Here is a 19,272-nt window from a genome sequence, read left to right on the forward strand (position 1 = left end):
CCGCCTACGTCACGCAGCCCCGCCGTTGGACCTCAAACCCCACCACCACAGGGGACTCTCCTCTCAAGGGCACTCGGGGCGGCATCGGAGGGTTGTTGGTTCTAGTTGACCTGATGTGAGGCCCGCGGATGAGATTCGAGCCACGCCGCGTTTATGCCCCGAAATCGGGGTCGCAGAGGGGCTAGCGGGAGTGAATCGGATCAAGACCCGCGGGCATTGTGGCCACCGCTGCGCGAGCGTTTGCGCAGGTCAGCGCGCAACCGGTCAAGAGCCAGCAAGGGGCGACGAAGGGCAGTCGTCATCGCACTCTGAGTCCAGAGGTCGCAGGTTCAAATCCTGCCCCCGCTACGAATTTCAGGCTCGGAATCTACGGATTCCGAGCCTGAAAGCGTTTACGAACTTGATCAGATGTCCAAAAAGTGTCCAGAAACCCGGTCCACGAACGGCCCTCGGGCCCCTAGTGGACGGCGGGTGCGGAGTCGCCCCGCCCTGTGCGGAGTCGAGCGGTTCGGCCAGCACACCTGCTTGGCATGGACAGCACAACATCCACCTTGAGCGGCCTGGAGCCGCTGATGAGCATCGAGGAACTCTCCGAGTACCTCCACGTGCCGGTGAGGACGCTGTACGACTGGCGCCTGGCGGGCAAGGGACCCTGCGCGGTCCATATCGGACGGCAGATCCGCTACTTCGTGACCGACGTCCACGAATGGCTCCGGACCAATCGCGAGACCGAGCCCGGATGTACGCCCGACGGGCGGTGACGTGCCATGGGTAGGCCGCGCACGCCGATCGGCACCTTCGGCGACATCACGTATGTCAAGGTCGCAGGAGGTCGGGTGCAAGCGCGCACTCGGTACCGCGACGACGACGGTCGGCTCCGCCGCGTCTCTGCCACCGGCGCGTCCAACAAGGAAGCCGAGCGAAACCTGAAGCAGGTGCTTGCTCAGCGACCGAGTCACGTCGCCACCGGAGAGCTCACTGGCGACACGTCGTTCGCCAACCTCGTCGAGGTCTGGCTGGACGACCTCGATCTGGAGGGCAAGCTCGCGCCGAGCACGCGGGCCCTGTACGAGCGCAACATGCGCCTGCTCGTCGTGCCGGCCTTCGAGCACTACGTCCTCCGAGAGATCACCGTTCGCAAGGTCGACCAGTTCATCAAGACCTTGGCGACCACGAAGAGCTACAGCATGGCCAAGCAGGCGCGAACAGTGCTCAGCCTCGCCTTCGGGCTGGCTGTCCGGTACGACGCGATAGCGAAGAACCCGGTGCGCGACACGACCCGGCTCAAGAAGCCGCCGTCTCTGGCGATGGCGCTCACGGCCAAGCAGGTCGACGCCATCCGGGAGGCCGTCCGAGGCTGGCGTCGTGCACCCGGTACCCCTGGACCTCCGCCGGACGGGCAGTTGGAACAGATCATCGAAGTCATGCTCGGAACCTCCGCGCGCATCGGCGAGGTGCTCGCGATCCGGCGGTGCGATGTGGATGTGACGGTCTCTCCGGCCACCGTGCGTATTTGCGGAACGATCGTCTCCCCGTCCGGGAAGCCCACCCACCGACAGCCCCACCCAAAGACGACGAAGTCGACCCGGACGGTGGCGGTGCCGAGCTTCACCGCGGAAGTGCTTCGGCAACGGCTTGTCGCGGTGGCGAAGGACGAGCCAGAGCATCTGCTCTTCGTGACCCGCAACGGGACGCCGCTGACAACAAACAACGTGCGCCGGCGGCTCCGCAGCGTCATGGCTGAGGCAGGCATCGAAGGAGTCACTCCGCACTCGTTCCGCCGGACCGTCGCAACGTTCATCGATCGTGCAAGCGGCCCGGACCTCGCGGCCGAGATGCTCGGACACACGTCGTCCAAGATCACCAAAGAGCACTACATCGAGCCGGACGAGAAGGTGAACCCGGTGACCGCCGAGATCCTGGAGTCGCTCGGTCCAAGGAGGCGGAGCGACGATGCCTGAAGCAAGCCGGCGTCGCCTTCTCACAACGCAAGCGGGGGTCCGGCGTCGCCGGGTCGATGATTGATCGCGGCCTCGAAGTCGGCGCGACTCTTGGCGGCGGTGATTGGTGCAGTCAGCTGGATCGGCTCTGGGCGCAGTTCGTTGCGGGCGATCGCGATGAGGTCGGACTGGACGGGCGACGTGATCGGCATGTAGCGCTGTCGCCGTCCCTTGACGAGGCCCTCGGATAGGTCGTCGAGGCGCGCGATCGGTAGGCGGACGAAGTAGAGCCGTTCTCGAACTCCGTGCTCGATCGCGGCGCAGACGCGTTGATCGATGCGGGTGAAGAGGCGATCGAGTTGACGCAACGGCTTGGCGTCGGCCAGCGGTTCGCGGCCGAGCTTCTGCGCGCGGCTCGCGGCGATGGAACCATGGCCGGCCGCGTTGCTTCGGCCAAGGAGGCCACCGAGGTCGCGCGTTTCCCGCACGAGCTTGATGTAGGTCTCCTTGCGGGTTGCGCACTTCAAAGCCAAGTCGGGCACGGCCTCGCCGAGGCGGAGTGCGACTTCGTGTGTGACTACGCGCTGGGCGTCGAGGACGACGCGGAGGCTACGGGCGTCGGGCAACTCGTCGAGGCTCAGCAGCAGGTTGTACTGCGCCTGCATAACCCCGGCCAGGCCGGGCATCGCGCGGCCGGCAAGAGGTTGGGGTGCTGGCTGCCATCCTTGGCGGTCGACGGCGTAGTCGGGATCGTCGTATCCGGCGTGGGCGGCGCACGTCTCCGCGGCGCGGCCGAGCCACCCTTGGTTGTGGAGCTTCTCCCAGCCGGGCACGTTCGAGTAGCGGCGGTCGAGCGCGACGAGTCCGCGGACAACGTCGGCGGCGTCCTTGAGTACCGTCATGCACTCCTGGTCGGTCAGGTCGCTGTAACGAACTCCGGCTGGGAAGTCGTGTTCGCCGAGCACCGCAGCACGGGCGGCCTGTCGCCAGGCCTCGATGGTGGCGAACCGCTGTTCGGCGGTGAGTTCCACGGCAGGCGCTAGGTCGGCACTCGACGCCGTCAGTGCCTCCGTGAGTCGGAACCGCAGCTCTTCGGCTGGCCCCCGGCTGTGGACGGTGGTGCCTCCGAGGTCGGCGCGCGGGTTGGCGGCGCGGACGGCCTGAAGGCTCCAGGTCAGCACGCATTCGCGGTAACGGCGGATCTGCCGGCCGAGTTCCTCGCGTTCGGCGAGGGTGGTGGTCTCGGGCACGGTGTGGGTGCCTTTGCCGCCGAGGCGCTGCTGGATGCGGTGTTCGCGTAGGAGCGCGCCCATGGCGTCGCGGAGATGGCCGCTGTTCTCGCCGTACATCAGGGCAGGTCCTTCGCCCAGGCCACCTCCAGCATGTCGAGCAGCAGCTCGACGGAGAGAAGGTCGATCCCGTGCTCGCCGAGCTCTTCGATGGCGGCATACGCGACGTCGAACAGGACGTCGCGGCTGTATGCCGGGACGCGCGAGATGCCGGGGATGAAGTCCCCGTGGAGGAAGTCGAGTTGGAGCAGGACGCGCTCGTACTCGACCGAGGCGTCGAAGGTCAATGCTCGATCGGCGAGGGCCGCGAGGTATGACCGCGCCTCGGCGAGAGTGACCGCGTGGGCGAGCAACATGCCAGGTCCTTTCGTGGAGTGGATCGCCTTCCACCGTCTGGCCGGGTGGTGGGATGGCGGCGATCCGGTTGTGCGAGCTGTGGACAACTCGGTGGACAGGCGGGGCCGAGGAGAGTCAGGACGCTCGGACGAGCAGCCGAGCGTCTTCCTCGATGCGACGTCGAGCGGCAACGTCTTCGAGGACGTAGGCGATGAAGTCGGCGTCGCGGTCTTCGATCTCGATCTCGCTGCCGGACTCGGTCGGCTCTTCGCCGGGCCATGTCGTGAGCCGTGTGGGCCGGTCGCGGTCGAGCTTCGTGCCCGATGTCGAGACCCACTCGCGCAGCCGGTTCCGGGCATCAGCGAAGTCGCGGTGCCACGCCAACGGCGCCGAAGGACTGCCCTCCTGGTCGTAGGCGTTGAGCCAATGCGTGTGCAGGGCCGAGAGCTCCCAGACCAGTTCGTCGTGGCGATGCCAGTACGGCGGGACCACAGTCGGCGGAAGTCCGTACGTCGCCCGCAGCCAGTTCACCCATGCGTTGAGGTCGAGCCACTCGGCCTCGGCCTCCTCGGCGGTCAGGAGGTTCCAGTTGATCGGGCGTGGTGGCTCGTCGTCCGAGCCGGCAGCCCCGGGAGGGACGGGGCTGCCGCTCGGGTGGTCGCCACCGACGACGTAGTCGTCAGGCTCCATGAACGCGAGCTGGGCCTGGTCGATGTCGGCGGTCATCGCACGGCCTCAGAGACCGACGACCTTGGCCGGCTCCTTGGCCGCCGTCAGGTCCGCGCTCGGCGGGTCGAGCTGGCGCGAGGGGATCCGGTCGACGTCATACTTCGTGCGGGCGAGGTCGTGCCCGATCCGCCGGGCGACGAACTCCTCGCGGGCCTCGGCCTGGCCGTTGCGATCGGCCTCGTACTCGCTGATGTAGCCCGACGCGACGAAGTTGTCGCCGACCTTGAACTTGGCGTAGGCACGCTCGGCCGTCTTGGCGTAGGCGACCATGTCGTGGAAGGTCGAGTCCAGCTTCGTGAAGCTGCCGTCGGTCTCCTTTCGGTAGTGCTCGACCCCGACGCGGGCGTAGAAGCGCGCCGCGCCGTTGCCGGTGAAGTTGAGCTGCGGCGCGGTGGCGATGAACCCGTGCAGGCTCATCTGGATGGGAATCGTCATGTTGACTCCTGATGTCGTGCGACGCCTCGGCTGGCTGCCGCTCTCAGGAGTCAGGTGTGCGGCTCTTGCCGGCGCCGCCTGGCCGAACTCCTGTCGCATGTCGGAGGTGGCCAATAGGGTTCTCACGATTCGCATGAAGATTCCCGAACTCCGGTGGCCAACAGAGCCACAGCCGTATGACGAGGACCTGCTCGTCGACGTGCAGGCGGGCAGCGTCGTGCTACTGATCAGAGGGCGGAACGCGTGGCACAGCACTTGGGTTCGCCACTATCTGCGGAACGCGACTCTCTACACCGATCTCCAGAGCGCGAAGCATGGTGCTGAGAGTCAGCGAGGTCCTGGAAACGTCTTCTACATCGTCGAGGCGCCAGCGCTGCTCTTGAGTGGGCAACGGAGCAAAGTCGTCTTGTGCGATGCCCACCCAGACAACCCATTCGGCGCATTCAGGGGGTTCGCGTCTGCTGTTCGCGAGAGCCCTGACGGCGCTTGGATCGACGGGATCTTTCCTGGAGTTTCGGTTCGAGACGCTGTCATCGCGTTCGGCCACCGTTCTGGGCATTGGGCCGGCCCGACGCCAAGCGAGCACAGCCTGCGCACAGGGATGTTGGACACGGTCAACCTGTTCGACGCCAAGCGGCATCCGCTGCAGTCTCTGGTGTCCCGGCCGATCGGGAGTAACTACTACCTCCAGTGGGACCCGAACTCGTCGGGCAATCGCTACACGCGGCGCGGTGCGAACGCGGTTGCAAAGCGATGGACCGAGGTCGCAGTTGAGGCAACCAAGGGTCACGCGCAGGTGGAGGACAAAGCGAGGGAGCTTCAGCGGCACCGTGACGACGTGCTGAAGGCGATGCCGAAGTCGCAGTGGCTCGTGGAGAAGGCTCGCGTCGACGCTGAGAAGCGTGAGGCGAAGCAGGCAGCCTTCGAGCGATGGAGCGAGGTCAGTGATTCCGTCTCGGAGTTGGAGGAGGCACTGTGGGAGGCCGAGGCGGAGCAGGACGACGCGCGCATGGCCAGGATGAAGCCTGAATCGACCTCCGCTGGCATTCGAAAGCAGCGGGAACGTGTCGAAGCCGCGACGGCGGAGGTGGAACGACTGACCGCAGCGCTAGCTGAGGCGGAATCGAATGCCGAGGCCCTTTGGGTTCTGTACAGCCAATCCTGATGGGCCTGTCAGCGGCGCCGGAGCGAGGCCTCGACCGATGCCCGCTCCGCGCTGAGTTGCGCTGCCTCCTTGCGTGCCGTCCAGGGGCGCAGGTCGGTGACCAACGGCGGGGCACTGCGGAGCAGCACTAGCGCAGTGCCGAACGGCAGCGTCCGGATCGTCTCAGGTGGCATGACCGGCACGCGCCGTGTGGACCGCTGCAGCGAGCGGGAGCCGTAGTCGCCGACGGAGATGGTGTCCGTGCGTTCGTCACGCTCGCCAATGAGTGCGGACAGGTCCTGAAGATCACGCGCTGAGGAGCTGCCGCCGAGGATAACTTTGACGATGGAGGCGTCCCAGATCGCGCCGGCCGCGTGGTCGCCCCACTTGTCGCGGGCCTGCGACAGCGACTGCAAGACCGGCATCGTCGTGATCCCGGTACCGCCGCCTTCGGCCATGAGGACCGGCAGCGAAGGCAGGGGCGAGAGATTGCCAATCTCATCCAGCGCGAGCAGGAGCGGCGGGTCGAGCCGCGCGCCGGGCGAAGTTGCGGCCAGGTGGCGTGCAGTCTCGACGAGATCCTCGATGAGCGCGGCGACCAAGGACCATGAGGCGCCCGCGCCTGCGCCGGTTGCGAGCAGGTAGAGGGTGCCGTTGCCGGTGAGGAAGTCGCCGGGGTCGAAGTGCTCGCCCGGCCGCGGAGAGACGGCGTCGAGGACGCGGGGATCGGCAAGGCACGACAGGGCCAGCGAGACTCCCATCCAGATTGAATCTCGGGTGCGTGGATCTGAATGGATCATCGACTCCAACGAGCCGGCCCATCCCGGCGCGGCCTTCGGGTTGCTCGACAGAATGGCAACCGCGTCCGCTGCGGCTGATGGTGAGAGGGTCCAACCGAACAGCTCGCGAGGGGACCGATTGTCGAGCGCCGCGGCGTGAAGGAGCGATTGGAGGGCGGTGCGAGTCTTGCCTTCCCAGAAGCCGCCCGACTCGACGCCTCCGTTCGAGAGTCCGGTGGCGGAGGCGAGCCCGGTAGCGCGGATCATCGCTGTTAGCGGGTCCTCGCATCCACGGACGGGCGACCAGCGAAGGCCTGCGGGAAGCCCGTCTGCGAGGCGTTGTGGATCGAACACGGCCACTGGACCGCGGGCCTGCCGCGCAGTGAGCGTCGCGGCGATGTTGTCGGGTCGCGTCGCGGTGGTGATCACCGCCCCAGGCGCGTCGAGGATCGCGTTGATCACGACGTGCAGGCCCTTCCCTGAGCGGGGTGGGCCGAGCAGCAGGATCGAGTCCTCGACCGATGCCCACACCCCTTGGCCATGTGAGCGGCCCAGTAGGTAGCCGACGTCGGTGGGCATCGGGGCAACCATCGATGGGCGGAGCGTCCTGCCGCGCGACAGGAGTGCTCGGCGGGACGCGACGGCTCGTACGTCGCGCCCGGTGGCGACTCCAGCAAGGCGACACGGGTCGTGCGAAGTCTTGTGTTTCACGGATCCGATGCGGCGCCACACCACGAGTGCGAGGGCGACGGCCACGGCGACCATCAGAATCAGCACCAACCAGTAGGCCCATGGTGAGAGACCCGCGCTGCCGAGGGAGGATGCAGGGTCGCCCGGGTGGCTCAGCACACGGAATCCGGACTCCCAGCCGCCGCTCGGCTGGGACGCCCCGAACAGCCATGCCGCCGCCGACCCGGCCAGCCGCAGGACCGCGGCGATGGACCCGACAGCGGCGATGACGATGAGCCCCAGGTTGACCAGGTCTCCGTCCACGCCCTGTCCGCGCGGATTCACGCCGCACCGCCACTGAGCGCGACCGCACCCGAGGTTCGACCAACGAGGACGACGTCCGGGTGGCAGGCAAGCAAAGCAGGTGGCAGGCGCAGCTGCGTGCTGCCGTCGTCCGCAGCCACCTGCCGCGCGACGACGACGCAGACCTCCACCTCCTCGCCGGCCGTGAACCCATCGCCAGAGATGCCGAATGGAGAGGCGAGCACACGACGGGCGGCGGGCGCAGGCTCAGCATCGCGTTGCTTGGGGGTGATGATGTCGGTGAACGTGGAGTCGTCTGCCTCACGCACCTCGACTCGGATCGGCGTCGCAAGGTCGGAGGCAATATCGACAAGAGTGCGCCGTAGGTCCTTGCGTCGCAGGGCCCCGTCTGCCGAGTAGGGCTCTCGATCGAGTGTGACGGTCAGAAGTCCGTCCGCGTCGACGACGACCTCGACTAACGGCATCACGACTGGCACCCGCAGAGTCGAGCGATCGTCCCGGCGATAGGGCGCGGCAGGGTTGAGCATGCTCATAGTCCGACCGGCTCCACTTGTCGCTGGGCAGCCGTCTGCACAGGTGCGGTGGCGCGACCCGCTGCAAGCGCCTCCCGGTCGAGCCCCGGCGGGTTGCCGTCTCCGACCTTCGGGGTGTCGAGTTTGTCGAGGATCGTGACCGCGGCGCCGCGCACGCGTTCGGCGGTCGACTGGACGACCTCCACGGGCGTCTTGCCGGGAACGCTGCTCGCCCATGAGGCGACGTACGGAATCGTGTAGTCGTCGGTTGCAAGACCGTGGGCTGCGCCGACCATGACGGCAACGGACTCGGCCTCAACCTCCGCGATTCCGCGGTGCAGCGCGGCATCGGCGTTGTCGGGCCCGTGGAGCATGACGTGGCCGAGTTCTTTTCTGCACCAAAGCGAACCGGCTGGCTCATCGCGGCCTATCACGTCACTCAGGTGTGCCGGGCGGCCCCAGACGTGCTAACCCGCACTGGATGGTTGGATCTCGCATCGAGATCCTATCTCGGGCTGGGCGTCTCTTGTCCGACCGATCGCAGCGTGCGTCCTGCTGCAAGTTCCGCACGCGGGGGTCCATCCGCACTACGCCTAATAACTCCCATCTCGCATGTCGACGCAGCAGTTCCCAGACACTATTGAATCGAGGCGGCAAGATCCTTCATCGTCTTGATCTCTGGCCAGCCGTCGTCGCCGGGGGCGTACACGTTCGCCAACCCGGCGTCGGTCTCGATGAACAGACCCTGAGGTGCCGGTTCAAGGATGGGCTGGCCAGGATCGCCTTCTATGAACTGAACATCGGACGTGTATCCGAAGATCGCGACGTTATGGCCAACGGGAAGTCCTGCGCGGAAGGGTTCGACCCCGACGTTCTTTGCGCGGCGTACCACGAAGTACGTCAACTCGGCCGGCTCGCCTTTGGGTTCCTTCCAAACCTCTAGAGGTCGGACTCCTACAACAACTCCGCCTTGGCCGTCGAACTCGTTTCTGATCATCGCGAGCTCTACGGAGACCACCTCACCCATGATCGCGACGTCAGCGTCAGAAAGCATGTCCTTCGGTGTTTCGAACGGCTCGTACCGAGCCGAGGACGTGTCGCGTAGATGCGCGACCAGAGCAGCAGAAGGATCTGCGCGTTCCGAGTCCGCCACCGGCGAGTTCGCCTGTGAAGTGGCTTGAGTCTTCTCGTTCGAGCATGCCCCTACCCCGAAGAGCACGGCAATACTCAGCGTCGCGGCGAACCATCGCTTTGCCATGTCAACCGTCCCTTCTCGTTAGATCAGAACCACGGGTTGATGTGGTCATCGATGTGGTGAGCGCTATAGCGACGCCACTTGAGCGCGTTTGGTGGATTGGAGGTTGACACGTTCTCCATGCAGTCGTCCTGGGTCGAACCGTGCGACAGGCCTGCGGTGTGCCCGAACTCATGGCACGTTGTTATGGTCTGATCGATCTCGTCGTCCACCCCTTGATTGACCGTTGCCAAGTCGACGCGGACGTAATTCTGGTCGCACTGATTTGTCGGAGGGTCGCTTTCGTAGTCGTCGCAGTCGGTCCACGCGAGTGCCCCAGATGCGATATTCCCCTGAGTCCACACCACATCCGTCTCGCCCGCGCCCGTCAACTGGCAGGTCGAACTGTAATTGACGTTAACCTGCGTGGGATCAAGTGCGTTCCATGCTGCGGCGTCGATGTTCTCCTCGAGGTCAGCAGACACGGAACTCCCCAGACAATACGAGTGCGGATCCTCATCGGGGTGCGCACCAGTGTTGCCGTCTTGGGAACCCCACTCGTCAGCCATGGCTGGAGCAACGACGAGAAATCCTAGGCAGACAACGGCTGCCGAGCCGAGACAGAGACTACGCATTCTCAATGACCGTACTGGCGGACCCTCCCTCGCAACGACGCTTCGACCGACGCCATCGGATTCGCTCTTGGCCGATCGATAGCGACTCTACACCAGTGTGACGCGTGTCACCCTCGGCTGGTTCCGGGGTTGACAATGGATCCCATCGCGCGGAGTTCGAGACTCTCCCGCAGCTTCATGCGCCGCCTCAGCCGATCGACGACTGGGCCTCGGAGCGATCGCCACGCGGCAACGAGCGCAACCGCGATGGACTTCGCGTCGTCGGCTAGAACGGCGGTCATGGGGCGACACCCACCCCGGGTCTCCGCGGCCTGTTCGTGGCCTGACGGCGAGAGAGCTTCGCCTTACGCATCCGGCGACGGGTCGAGTCGGCTCCGGACGGTGGGCAGGCCGAGGTTGGTGGCGGTGCGCTGCATCTGGGTGAGTTTCTGTTCGGCGGCGGCGCGGCTGGTTCGCAGGCCGTCGACCTCGCCGAGCCAGCCCCGATTGCTGGCCTCGGCGATCCGGCCGTCGAGGCTGTCGATGATCTGCTGGAGCCGTTGGTGCTGGGCGGGGTCGGGACGGAGCATGGGGCAGCGGATGCAGGCGTGTTCGTGTTGGCAGCCGGTGCCGTAGGCACGCCCGCAGGTGCCGAGTTCGAGTTTGCGTTGGGCGAAGTGGCCGAGGAACTCGTCCCACTCGCTGTCGGTGGGTTCGCGGTACTCCTGAGACGGCCGCAGTGCTCGCCGGCGAGCGATGTAGGCACGGTGGTGCTCGATCACGTCCTGGTCGTAGACCGCCGCATAGGTCTGGGTCGTCGCGATCGAGTCGTGGCCCAGGATCTTGGCGGTGATGTGCACGGGCAGGCCGGACGCTACGGCCTCGGTGGCGAAGATCCTTCGGAAGTCGTGGGGGCTGAACTTGGCCGGTGTGCCGCCGTTGTTGGTGATCTTCGCGGTGGTGACCAGCTCGTCGAGCAGCTTGATGACGTAGGAGGAGCTCATCGCGGTCCTGCCTATCCCATAGGGCCGTTGAAACAAGTACGGAAGCTCGGGGCTGTGCACGCGTTCGGCGCTGTCGTAGCGGCTGACCAGCGGCAGCTGCTCGTTGTCGCCGCGGACGTGGGAGATGATCTCGGCGAACGCCACTGCGAGCTCGGGGCCGATGACCAAGAGCCGCTCCTTGTCGGTCTTGGACGGGGTGATCTGCAGCATCGGGATCACCTCACCAGTCGAGGGCAGCCGGTAAGACACGAAGGAACGGTGGGTGATCTCGAGGACTTCCTCGATGCGTGCCCCGGTGTGACGCAGCACCTCGACCAGCGCCCACGTCCAGAACGCCCGGTCGGCCTCAAGGCTTAGGTTCCGGCGATTGTCCTGCGGCCGGTCGCTGGTGCCGCCGGACTCCGGATTGTCGACGTAAACGTGGCCACGACTGACCTTCCGGCCGCGGCTCCCGTCGTCGCTCAGGGTCGCTCGTCGTAGCGTGTGACCATCCTGGGTGAACGACTGGCCGGGCGGGGTCGCTGCGGCGGCATCGAGCAGTTCCTTGGCTGCCGCTCGGGTGTCGCTGGCTGCGTCGACGAGCCGTGGAAGTAGGGGCGCGAGTTCCCGGATGCGCTGGTGGGTGCGCGACCGCGACTGCTTGAGCATCTTGGTCATGCCGGCCAGGTCGCGGGAGTTGACCGGGGAGGGTGCGGCCCAGGTGGCCCATCGGGCGGGGTCCTCCAGCGCCCAGTGGGAGAGGTCGGCGTAGAAAGCACGGACGGCCATGAGGATCGTGTAGGGGTCCTCGCGCTTCTTCCCGACGCGGTTGCTGCCGTACAGCACCGGGCCGCTGAGCCTGGTCTTCCAGCGACGCGCGACCTCGTCGGTCAGGTGCAGGGACTCGATGCCGGGCTCGTGGATCTCCAGGTCGCGCCAGAACAAGAGGACGAGCTTGGCCGCGAGGTAGCGGATGGAGTTGTAGTCCATCGCGGCACGGCGTTCGTAGAGGTAGGCGACGAACAGGTCTCTGACCGGACGGCACACGACGTCGTAGCGGTCGACCATCTCCTCGATCGTCAACTGCCCTCGCCGTGACGCGGCGAAGATGGTCGGCGGGCTGTCGGCCGGCAGGATCGCGGCCTCCCGGAGCAGCGTGTACCAGCGGGGGTGAGACCGGCCACGGTAGCCGTCTTGCGCACGGTGGGCCTCGATGCAGTCCGGCAGGGTGATGTCGCCCAACGTGCCGCCGTTGTGGACCAGCATCCTGGTGAGCTGGTTCAACGCCTGGCGCCGGTCGCTCGGCAGCATCCGCGCATCCGCGTCGCAAAGACGCTCCATGTCGGCGAACCCCGCGGGATCACGCAGCGTCCGGAGCCGTTCGTAGAGTCTGGGTGTGGCCTGGGTCGCGTAGAGCCAGGAGTAGTCGGGACGGATCACGTCCAGCAGCAGGAGCCTGCCCGCAGCAGCGACAAGGTGCCCGTGTCTGTCGGGCTCGGCGGCCAACGCGGTCCAGTCCCTTCCGGCTGCGTCCGCACCGGAGGCATGCCACCGTTGCTGCCACGACTCCCCGGGGAACCTCAGCAGCCAACCGAGGAGGGTTTCCGCGAACAACACCTGGCTGCGGATCTGCTTCGACAACGTGGTGCCGTTCGCGGATTCCAGGTCGCGGACCGCGGCGAGCAACTCCTCATAGCTCATCTGGGAGGCGGCCCACACTGTCGGCCGGGCGATCGCCGGCGTCGGAAGCGTCGGGGTCGGCGCCTTGGGGCGTAGGCCACCGTTGTTGGCGGGCACGTTGCGCGACGGGCGCGCGGCCTTCTGAAGGTGGGCGACCGGGTCGATGTGGTCGCTCATGGCCGTGTCCCGCCGAACAGCACCGCCAGCACCTCGGCGGAGTATCCCGCCGTGTCCACAGGCGGTGGTGGTGTGGACGGCCGTTCAACCCGGTCGCGGTGATGGGCCAGCACCCGGGCGACGACCTCTTCCTCCCGCGGACGCAGATAGAGCTGGGTCGTGGTGATGTGGGCGTGGCCCAGCACCCACTGCACATCGGTCAACGACATGGCGGGGTCGTCGACCATCCGCTGAGCGGCGGTGTGCCTCAGGTCGTGCAGCGTCCAGGCCGTGCCCAGCGACTCGTTCGCCCGTTGCAGCATTCGCCGGGCTGCCGAGTAGGTCAGCGGGCGCACCGGACGTCGCCGGGTCAGCCACAACGCCTGCTCGCCGGCCGGACGCTCGGTCTGCTGCTCGTAGAGCCGAAGCCACACGAACGCATCCGCGGAGGCGGGTAGCCACTGCAACCGGCCCGAGCCCTTCCGACGTACGCCGATGCGCTGGTCGCCGGGATTCACGAGGTCCACGGTGACGCCGAGGAGTTCAGAGGCGCGGGCACCGGTCGAGACGTAGAACGCCAGCAGGGCACGGTCCCGGTCCGAGCGCAACGTAGCGAACAGCTCGTCGAAGAGCCCGTCGGGCAGGTGGCGAGGAATCCGCTCAGGCATCTTCTGCCGCAGTGGCGCCCGCGGTCCTGGCGCGAAGGGCTGCATCGGATTGTGATGCGCTTGGGACCTCCGTCCGGCTCGATGGACGGCGTCGGGGACCGGGTTGACCAGTGGCCCGTCGCCGGCGCGGGTCCGGTCGGCGTAGAACATCTTGACCACCGCGAGGGCGTGGTTGATCGTCGCCGGCGCGTACCCGCCCGGCCGGCCTGCTGGGCCCACCAGCCGCATCCACAACACGAAGTCGCGTGCCTCGATCCGGCCCGCGCGCTGCCAAGGCACCTCGATGACAGCCAGGAACCGCCACCAAAGCAGCAGCGCCAGGCCATAGGACCGCAGCGAACTGAAGCTCGCGCCGCAGGCCACCATCGTGGCGAAGAACTCGCTGACCTCTTCGACCGGCTCGCCCGTCGCATCCAGCAGCACCGTGCCCGGCGCCGCGTCGATGCTGGCCACGGCGCCGATGGTCGGGACGACCAAAGCCGTCACGTCACGCTCCATCCCAGATGTCCTTCCGCTCGTCGTCGCGACGAACGGCAGCACGCAAAGCCTCGGGAACGGCGGACATCCCCATCGACCGGCGAGTCGTGCCGCACTGGTCGCCCGGGGACGGCTCAGGACACTCCAGTTGGTGCGGTCAATAGGTCGTGGGCGAGGGTCTTCACCTGGGCGGCATCGTCCATATCCATCCGCACCGACACCTCGCGAGTCATGTAGTCGGTCAGCCCGTTCGCGCCACCGATCGACTTCGCGTGCGACACCAGCCTCAGCCCAAAGCCGTGCGCAGTGATCTGGTCCGCGAGTCCGTCCCACAGGCCATCGGGTGCCCGACCCTGGAGCAGCGCTGGGCGAGGTGGCTCGGGGATGGGCTCGCCGTCGGTCTGCGAGATATCCCAGACGTAGGCCGGCTTCAGACCGATCAGCTTCGAACGGACGGCCTCTCCGAAGCCGGGCGTCTCGCCGCGGCCAAGTCGGTGCCAGGAGTCCGGGTCCGCGGGATTCGGCGACGCGAATCTGGCGGTGACCGGGGCGAGAATCGCGTACCCGGACTGTCCCTTCATTGCGGCGCGGTTGAGGCTCATCCACTGGCGGAAGCCGGCGACGTACGTCGGCATCGGCTCCGGCACGCGGCCCTGCTGGAACGCGGCGTAATGCTGGACGTAGATCAGCAACGTATTGTTGAACGACCGCGAGCGGAACTTCGCCGCGAACTCCAGTGCGCGCTTCCAGTCGTCGCCGGTGACCAGAGCGCCAACCGACTCCGTCAGCTTCTGTTGGAGGGCCTCGAGTTTCTCCTCGCGGGCCGCGAGATCGCGGGTCTGGACTCTCATCGGATGCCTCCTGTCTCGGAGGTCAGGTGTGCAGCCGGGGCCGCTGTCTCTAGGCGCTTAGGTTCGATCGGCGGCATTGGAGGTCTGGATCCGCGTTTGTGCAGGTGACGTGGGTTCCCTGCCTCCTTGGACTTGAAGTGATTGGTCGTCACTGTGACTGACGGTTTCGGTGTAGCATCGACGCATGCTCGGCTCCTGTGAAGTCGGTATCTGATGGGTCTGGTGGCGCTGCCTGGTGGCAGTGCCGGGGATCTGGTGCTGTCGAGTGCGCAGGCGGCCGAGGACTTCGAGCAGGAGCTCGTGGACCAGTACGCGCTGGCGATGTCGGCGGCCGGCCTGAGTGACGGGCACATTCGAGCGACCCGCTCGGTGGTGATCGAGTTCGCCCGATCGCTGACCAAGCCGCTGTGGGAGGCGACCTGCGCGGACGCTGACGCATTCCTGGCTGATCAGCGCCGGCTGGGCCACAGCGTGGCCACCAGGGCCGGCAAGGCCGGGACCTTGTCGCTGTTCTACGAGTTCGTGCTGGCCCGCTACGAGGGCACGATCCGCCGTGCGACCGGCGTGCTGGTCGAGCAGCCGATCGACGAGTTCAACCGCCAGTCGGGGGCGTCGCTGGCCAAGGTCCGCGTCCCGCCCTCGGATGAGGAGATCGACTCGCTGTTCACCGCGTGGCGCGGCTCGATCCCGCAGGCCCGCAAGTACTTGCCCGCGGCCCGCGACTACTTCGCCGCCTCGCTGTGGCGTCGGCTGGGGCTGCGGATCAACGAGACCGTCATGCTCGACATCCGCGACTGGCGTCCCGATCTGGGCGAGTTCGGCAAGCTCCACGTCCGGTTCGGCAAGGGCAGCCGGGGGCGCGGGCACAAGCCGCGGCTGGTGCCGGCGATCAACGGCGCGGACCAGCTGATCGACTGGTGGCTGGCCGAGGTCCGCCACCAGTACGGTCAGGACTGGGACAACCCGGACGCGCCGATGCTTCCCTCGGAGCGGTTCGATCGTGACCTGGGGCGTTGTGGCCGCGTGGGCAGCAACGCACTGCGCCGCGGCCTGGCGATCCACGTCGATCAGTGGCTGCCGGCCTGGTCGGACCGGATGACGCCCCACGTGCTGCGGCACTACTGCGCCTCGTCGCTGTACGCCGTCGGCATGGACATCAAGGCGATCCAGGAGCTGCTGGGCCACCAGTGGCTGGCCACCACCTCGGGCTACATCCACGTGCGCAGCGAGCACATCGTGCACGCGTGGAACACCGCCAACGACCGTGTTGAAGCCCGTCTGGGACTCCGGACCGACTGACTTCCCGCGATGAAAGGAGAGGATCAAGATGCAGTGGAGCCTGCGGCTTCGGGCCGCCGAGCGAGGGATCTGGAAGTCAGCGGAACTACGGCGCATGCTGGCCGATGCCGGCCTGGAGATTAGCGCCGGGAAGATGTCGTCGTGGTGGGCGGGCACCCCGCCGACCATGCGCCTGGAGGAGCTCGACGTGCTGTGCGCGGTGCTCGAGTGCACCCCCAACGACCTGATGACCCCCGAGCCGGACAAGGTCGCCGCCCGCCGTGCCCGCGACGCCGAGGCCGCCAACGGGGGCAACGGGAACGGCGATGACAACCCGAACGGCGGCGGGAACGGCCCGGTGGTCAGTCCGCGGTTCGGCCAGCCGCGTTCGACCCCGCCGCTGTAGACCACGGCGAGCTCGACGAGTACGCACGGGACAAGAACTGCATGCCGGGACCAGGACCTGAGGCACCGTTGCGGCTGCCGCCGCGGTGCAACCGGTGTCAGGCCAACCCCGTCGCGTGGACGGCTCCGCGGGTCGACGTCTGCTACGAGTGCTTGCCCGGCGGCCCGTTCCCCACGCCGCCGTGCCGCTGGTGCGGGACGACCAAGGACTACTTCAGCCAAGGCCTGTGCAGCCTGTGCCACCCCCGCAGCCCGCAACGGCCCGGGGCCTGCAAGGGCTGCCTGGCGTGGGGCGTCTACCCGCGCCTCAACTGGACCTGCGGACCCTGCCGCTGGTGGCGCACCCACTACCCCGAAGGCGTCTGCGACTACTGCAGCCGACACATTCCCGTCGGACTGTCGGGCGCCTGCCGGCTGTGCGTCGAGCAGGCCCAGATGACCCAGGAGCCCGGACGGGCCCTCGACTACGCCGGCGCCAACCGGCACAGCCAACAACTGTTCTTGGCCAACATGCTGTTCAAGAAGCGCGTCACGCCGCGCCTCGCGCCCGAGCCCAGCCTGCGACCCGGGCCACGGGCACGCAAGGCGGCCACGGCGAGCGTGCGCACCGGCGAGGAGCCCTGGAGAAGCCGCTACAAGAACCAGCTGCCCTACCCCGCGGGGACCGGCTTCGACGACGAGACCTCGATCCAGCTCGCCCTGTTCGACATGACACCCGACCCCGAAGCCGTGCGCCGACGGGTCCTGATCGAAGACAGCGAGCTCACCCGCTTGTGCGCCGCGATCGTCGACCAGCACGCCGAGCGCTACGGCTGGTCGGTGCGCCAGCGCAACGACGTGACGAGGTCCCTGCGGCTGCTGCAGACCCTGCGCGAGAACCCCACGGCCAAGATCCGTGCCAGCGACGTGATGCAGCTGCCGCGCTACGACGGCAACATCATCTCCACCATCGACGTCCTCGACGAAGCAGGACTGCTCATCGAGGACCGGCCCAGCCGCGTCGAGCTCTACTTCGCCAAACGCGCCGCCGGGCTGCCACCAGTGATGCGCGAGCACCTCGAGCTGTGGCTCCACGTCATGCTCGAAGGCTCCGAACTGACCCCGCGGCAGGTGCCCCGCGACTCCCAGACAGTCCGCGTCCAGATCCTCGGCCTGGTCACCGTGGTCAACACCTGGGTCGCTGCTGGCTACCACTCCTTCGCCCAGGTCACGCGCGCCGACATCGTGAACGCGCTGGCGTCGCTGCCACCCGGTCGACGCCACGCAGCCGAACTCGCGTGCAGGTCGCTGTTCAAGACCCTCAAGGGCCAGCGCCTGATCTTCGCCAACCCGATGCGCGGCATGAAGCACACCCCGCTCGCCCGGACGACTCCACTCGCGCTCGACCCCGCCGTGATCCGCGCCGAGCTCAACCACCCCGACCCCGTCGTCGCGCTCGCGGTGGCCCTGGTCGCCTTCCATGCCCTGAGCGGCAAGCAACTGCGGGCCGTGAGGCTGACCGACATCATCGACGGACGGCTCACCATCGGCGATCGCGTCATCCCGCTCGCGGCCCCAGTCCGGACCCGGCTGACGGCCTGGCTCGACCACCGCAACCAGCGCTGGCCCGGCTGCATCAACCCCCACCTGCTGGTCAGCAGACGCACCGCCCCACGGCTGGTCCCGGTCGGCCACAGCTTCCCCTGGCGTGGCATCACGCTGCGCCCCCAAGCACTGCGCGAAGACCGCATCCTGCACGAGATCCACGCCACCGGCGGCGACATCCGCCGCATCTGCGACCTCTTCGGCCTCAGCGTCGAAGGCGCCACCCGATACCTCAAGACCATCGAGCATCCCGACCTCACCGTCGACGGTGAACCGAGCCGAGGTTGAGCGCAGCAGCGACGGAGTGATGTCGTCAAACAAGATCATTGCCTCCGTGCCTTTCCCGCTCGGGCCGTGACAACTGGGCCAGGGACCTTGACTCCGTACCTAGGTCCAGGGTTCAGGATGGGGTCATGCGATCCAGTGAGCTGGCCCAGCGCGCCAGCGTGAACACCGAGACGCTGCGCTACTACGAGCGCCGCGGCCTGCTGCAGCCGCCACCACGGACTCCCGGTGGCTACCGCGACTACCCGCCCGCGGCTGTCGAACTGCTGCGGTTCATCAAGCGCGCCCAAGAACTCGGCTTCACCCTGGACGAGGTCGAAGAACTGCTGCACCTCAACGCCGGCGGGCCCGACAGCTGTGACGCCGCCCGAGAACTCGCTCAATCCCGGCGGGCCGACCTCGAGACACGGATCGTGGACCTGCAACGGATGCACGACTCCCTGACCGACCTGATCGCCACCTGCGAACTCCCGGCGGCCGACCGGGCTTGTGCCTTGCTGGACGCGATCGCGAAACCGACACCACACCAACGACCCGGAGCGGATCATGACTAGCTCGAATAGACAGCCCGCGGTGACCATCGAGGTCCTGCACGTTCCCGACTGCCCGAACCTGATACCGATGCTGGATCGACTCCGCGAGGTCACCGACATCCCAGCCACAACGCGCGAGGTCACCACTGACGCCGAGGCAGCCGCCCGGGGCATGACGGGCTCGCCAACCTTGCTGATCAACGGCGTCGACCCGTTCGCCCTGGGCACGTCTGGCGAATGCAGCATCGCCTGCCGGCTGTACCGCGACGAGAACAACCAGATCGTGCCCGCACCCTCAGCCGACCAGTTTCGGGCGGCCCTGACCCGAACCACCGACCCCGACGAGTCCGAACGCTTGTAACTTGTA

General features: G+C 67.2%; 20 protein-coding genes. 8 read left to right on the forward strand and 12 right to left on the reverse strand.

Features of this window, described 5'->3' with window-relative positions:
* Window positions 1-551 precede the first annotated feature (551 nt).
* Entirely contained in the window at window positions 552-761 is a 210-nt protein-coding gene (locus tag ACFPGP_RS00070; protein ID WP_378585214.1) for a helix-turn-helix domain-containing protein, read from the forward strand.
* 6 nt (window positions 762-767) lie between these two features.
* Window positions 768-1,961, forward strand: a complete 1,194-nt coding sequence (locus ACFPGP_RS00075) for a tyrosine-type recombinase/integrase (protein WP_378585216.1) — start codon at window positions 768-770, stop codon at window positions 1,959-1,961.
* A 20-nt stretch (window positions 1,962-1,981) separates the two neighbouring features.
* On the opposite strand, the gene ACFPGP_RS00080 is transcribed toward ACFPGP_RS00075, so the two are convergent.
* The 4 genes from ACFPGP_RS00080 to ACFPGP_RS00095 all read right to left on the reverse strand — a co-directional run bounded on the left by ACFPGP_RS00080 (window position 1,982) and on the right by ACFPGP_RS00095 (window position 4,729).
* Window positions 1,982-3,289, reverse strand: a complete 1,308-nt coding sequence (locus tag ACFPGP_RS00080; RefSeq protein WP_378585218.1) for a hypothetical protein — start codon at window positions 3,287-3,289, stop codon at window positions 1,982-1,984.
* Window positions 3,289-3,585, reverse strand: coding sequence for a hypothetical protein (locus ACFPGP_RS00085; RefSeq protein ID WP_378585220.1), 297 nt, complete (start codon window positions 3,583-3,585; stop codon window positions 3,289-3,291). The genes ACFPGP_RS00080 and ACFPGP_RS00085 overlap by 1 nt, the downstream gene beginning before the upstream one ends.
* Before the next feature lie 115 nt (window positions 3,586-3,700).
* On the reverse strand, window positions 3,701-4,291 hold the full coding sequence (locus ACFPGP_RS00090) for a hypothetical protein (RefSeq protein ID WP_378585222.1): 591 nt from the start codon (window positions 4,289-4,291) through the stop codon (window positions 3,701-3,703).
* 9 nt (window positions 4,292-4,300) lie between these two features.
* A complete protein-coding gene (locus ACFPGP_RS00095) occupies window positions 4,301-4,729 on the reverse strand; it encodes a single-stranded DNA-binding protein (RefSeq protein ID WP_378585225.1) in 429 nt (142 codons plus the stop codon).
* A gap of 133 nt (window positions 4,730-4,862) precedes the next feature.
* On the opposite strand from ACFPGP_RS00095, the gene ACFPGP_RS00100 reads away from it, so the two are divergent.
* On the forward strand, window positions 4,863-5,894 hold the full coding sequence (locus ACFPGP_RS00100; RefSeq protein WP_378585228.1) for a hypothetical protein: 1,032 nt from the start codon (window positions 4,863-4,865) through the stop codon (window positions 5,892-5,894).
* A gap of 8 nt (window positions 5,895-5,902) precedes the next feature.
* Here ACFPGP_RS00100 and ACFPGP_RS00105 read toward each other — a convergent pair whose 3' ends face one another.
* From ACFPGP_RS00105 to ACFPGP_RS00140, 8 genes are all read right to left on the reverse strand, one after another.
* Complete coding sequence (locus tag ACFPGP_RS00105) at window positions 5,903-7,645, reverse strand: type IV secretory system conjugative DNA transfer family protein (RefSeq protein ID WP_465263238.1); 1,743 nt, start codon at window positions 7,643-7,645, stop codon at window positions 5,903-5,905.
* A gap of 17 nt (window positions 7,646-7,662) precedes the next feature.
* Window positions 7,663-8,172, reverse strand: a complete 510-nt coding sequence (locus ACFPGP_RS00110; RefSeq protein ID WP_378585233.1) for a hypothetical protein — start codon at window positions 8,170-8,172, stop codon at window positions 7,663-7,665.
* Between the two features lie 2 nt (window positions 8,173-8,174).
* Window positions 8,175-8,531, reverse strand: a complete 357-nt coding sequence (locus ACFPGP_RS00115) for a hypothetical protein (protein WP_378585236.1) — start codon at window positions 8,529-8,531, stop codon at window positions 8,175-8,177.
* Between the two features lie 263 nt (window positions 8,532-8,794).
* A complete protein-coding gene (locus ACFPGP_RS00120) occupies window positions 8,795-9,415 on the reverse strand; it encodes a hypothetical protein (RefSeq protein WP_378585237.1) in 621 nt (206 codons plus the stop codon).
* Window positions 9,416-9,438: 23 nt separating this feature from the next.
* Window positions 9,439-9,876, reverse strand: a complete 438-nt coding sequence (locus tag ACFPGP_RS00125) for a zinc metalloprotease (protein ID WP_188420896.1) — start codon at window positions 9,874-9,876, stop codon at window positions 9,439-9,441.
* 494 nt (window positions 9,877-10,370) lie between these two features.
* Window positions 10,371-12,845, reverse strand: a complete 2,475-nt coding sequence (locus ACFPGP_RS00130; protein ID WP_378585241.1) for a tyrosine-type recombinase/integrase — start codon at window positions 12,843-12,845, stop codon at window positions 10,371-10,373.
* The gene (locus tag ACFPGP_RS00135; RefSeq protein ID WP_378585244.1) at window positions 12,842-13,990 is read right to left on the reverse strand and encodes a tyrosine-type recombinase/integrase; all 1,149 of its coding nucleotides are present in this window, start codon (window positions 13,988-13,990) and stop codon (window positions 12,842-12,844) included. Before ACFPGP_RS00135 ends, ACFPGP_RS00130 begins: the two co-directional genes overlap by 4 nt.
* 113 nt (window positions 13,991-14,103) lie before the next feature.
* On the reverse strand, window positions 14,104-14,820 hold the full coding sequence (locus tag ACFPGP_RS00140) for a hypothetical protein (protein WP_378585246.1): 717 nt from the start codon (window positions 14,818-14,820) through the stop codon (window positions 14,104-14,106).
* 222 nt (window positions 14,821-15,042) lie between these two features.
* Between ACFPGP_RS00140 and ACFPGP_RS00145 the strand changes: the two genes are divergently transcribed.
* From ACFPGP_RS00145 to ACFPGP_RS00165, 5 genes are all read left to right on the forward strand, one after another.
* Window positions 15,043-16,119, forward strand: a complete 1,077-nt coding sequence (locus ACFPGP_RS00145) for a tyrosine-type recombinase/integrase (protein WP_238694809.1) — start codon at window positions 15,043-15,045, stop codon at window positions 16,117-16,119.
* Between the two features lie 28 nt (window positions 16,120-16,147).
* Complete coding sequence (locus ACFPGP_RS00150; RefSeq protein WP_136562089.1) at window positions 16,148-16,504, forward strand: helix-turn-helix domain-containing protein; 357 nt, start codon at window positions 16,148-16,150, stop codon at window positions 16,502-16,504.
* Window positions 16,505-16,545: 41 nt separating this feature from the next.
* A complete protein-coding gene (locus ACFPGP_RS00155) occupies window positions 16,546-18,375 on the forward strand; it encodes a hypothetical protein (protein WP_136562088.1) in 1,830 nt (609 codons plus the stop codon).
* A gap of 125 nt (window positions 18,376-18,500) precedes the next feature.
* Window positions 18,501-18,926: a MerR family transcriptional regulator gene (locus tag ACFPGP_RS00160; protein WP_136562087.1), complete on the forward strand. Its 426-nt coding sequence runs from the start codon at window positions 18,501-18,503 to the stop codon at window positions 18,924-18,926.
* A gap of 19 nt (window positions 18,927-18,945) precedes the next feature.
* Window positions 18,946-19,266: a hypothetical protein gene (locus ACFPGP_RS00165; protein WP_141003262.1), complete on the forward strand. Its 321-nt coding sequence runs from the start codon at window positions 18,946-18,948 to the stop codon at window positions 19,264-19,266.
* Window positions 19,267-19,272 lie beyond the last annotated feature (6 nt).

The organism is Nocardioides taihuensis (genome assembly GCF_042657275.1).
Lineage (GTDB): Bacteria > Actinomycetota > Actinomycetes > Propionibacteriales > Nocardioidaceae > Nocardioides > Nocardioides taihuensis.

What these genes read in the sequence shown, in the direction of transcription:
- ACFPGP_RS00130 (WP_378585241.1), bottom strand. Translation starts at nt 12,845, where the DNA reads ATGAGCGACCACATCGACCCGGTCGCCCACCTTCAGAAGGCCGCGCGC.
- ACFPGP_RS00140 (WP_378585246.1), bottom strand. Translation starts at nt 14,820, where the DNA reads ATGAGAGTCCAGACCCGCGATCTCGCGGCCCGCGAGGAGAAACTCGAG.
- ACFPGP_RS00095 (WP_378585225.1), bottom strand. Translation starts at nt 4,729, where the DNA reads ATGACGATTCCCATCCAGATGAGCCTGCACGGGTTCATCGCCACCGCG.
- ACFPGP_RS00090 (WP_378585222.1), bottom strand. Translation starts at nt 4,291, where the DNA reads ATGACCGCCGACATCGACCAGGCCCAGCTCGCGTTCATGGAGCCTGAC.
- ACFPGP_RS00155 (WP_136562088.1), top strand. Translation starts at nt 16,546, where the DNA reads ATGCCGGGACCAGGACCTGAGGCACCGTTGCGGCTGCCGCCGCGGTGC.
- ACFPGP_RS00160 (WP_136562087.1), top strand. Translation starts at nt 18,501, where the DNA reads ATGCGATCCAGTGAGCTGGCCCAGCGCGCCAGCGTGAACACCGAGACG.
- ACFPGP_RS00150 (WP_136562089.1), top strand. Translation starts at nt 16,148, where the DNA reads ATGCAGTGGAGCCTGCGGCTTCGGGCCGCCGAGCGAGGGATCTGGAAG.
- ACFPGP_RS00115 (WP_378585236.1), bottom strand. Translation starts at nt 8,531, where the DNA reads ATGCTCCACGGGCCCGACAACGCCGATGCCGCGCTGCACCGCGGAATC.
- ACFPGP_RS00085 (WP_378585220.1), bottom strand. Translation starts at nt 3,585, where the DNA reads ATGTTGCTCGCCCACGCGGTCACTCTCGCCGAGGCGCGGTCATACCTC.
- ACFPGP_RS00100 (WP_378585228.1), top strand. Translation starts at nt 4,863, where the DNA reads ATGAAGATTCCCGAACTCCGGTGGCCAACAGAGCCACAGCCGTATGAC.
- ACFPGP_RS00135 (WP_378585244.1), bottom strand. Translation starts at nt 13,990, where the DNA reads ATGGAGCGTGACGTGACGGCTTTGGTCGTCCCGACCATCGGCGCCGTG.
- ACFPGP_RS00110 (WP_378585233.1), bottom strand. Translation starts at nt 8,172, where the DNA reads ATGCTCAACCCTGCCGCGCCCTATCGCCGGGACGATCGCTCGACTCTG.
- ACFPGP_RS00120 (WP_378585237.1), bottom strand. Translation starts at nt 9,415, where the DNA reads ATGGCAAAGCGATGGTTCGCCGCGACGCTGAGTATTGCCGTGCTCTTC.
- ACFPGP_RS00080 (WP_378585218.1), bottom strand. Translation starts at nt 3,289, where the DNA reads ATGTACGGCGAGAACAGCGGCCATCTCCGCGACGCCATGGGCGCGCTC.
- ACFPGP_RS00075 (WP_378585216.1), top strand. Translation starts at nt 768, where the DNA reads ATGGGTAGGCCGCGCACGCCGATCGGCACCTTCGGCGACATCACGTAT.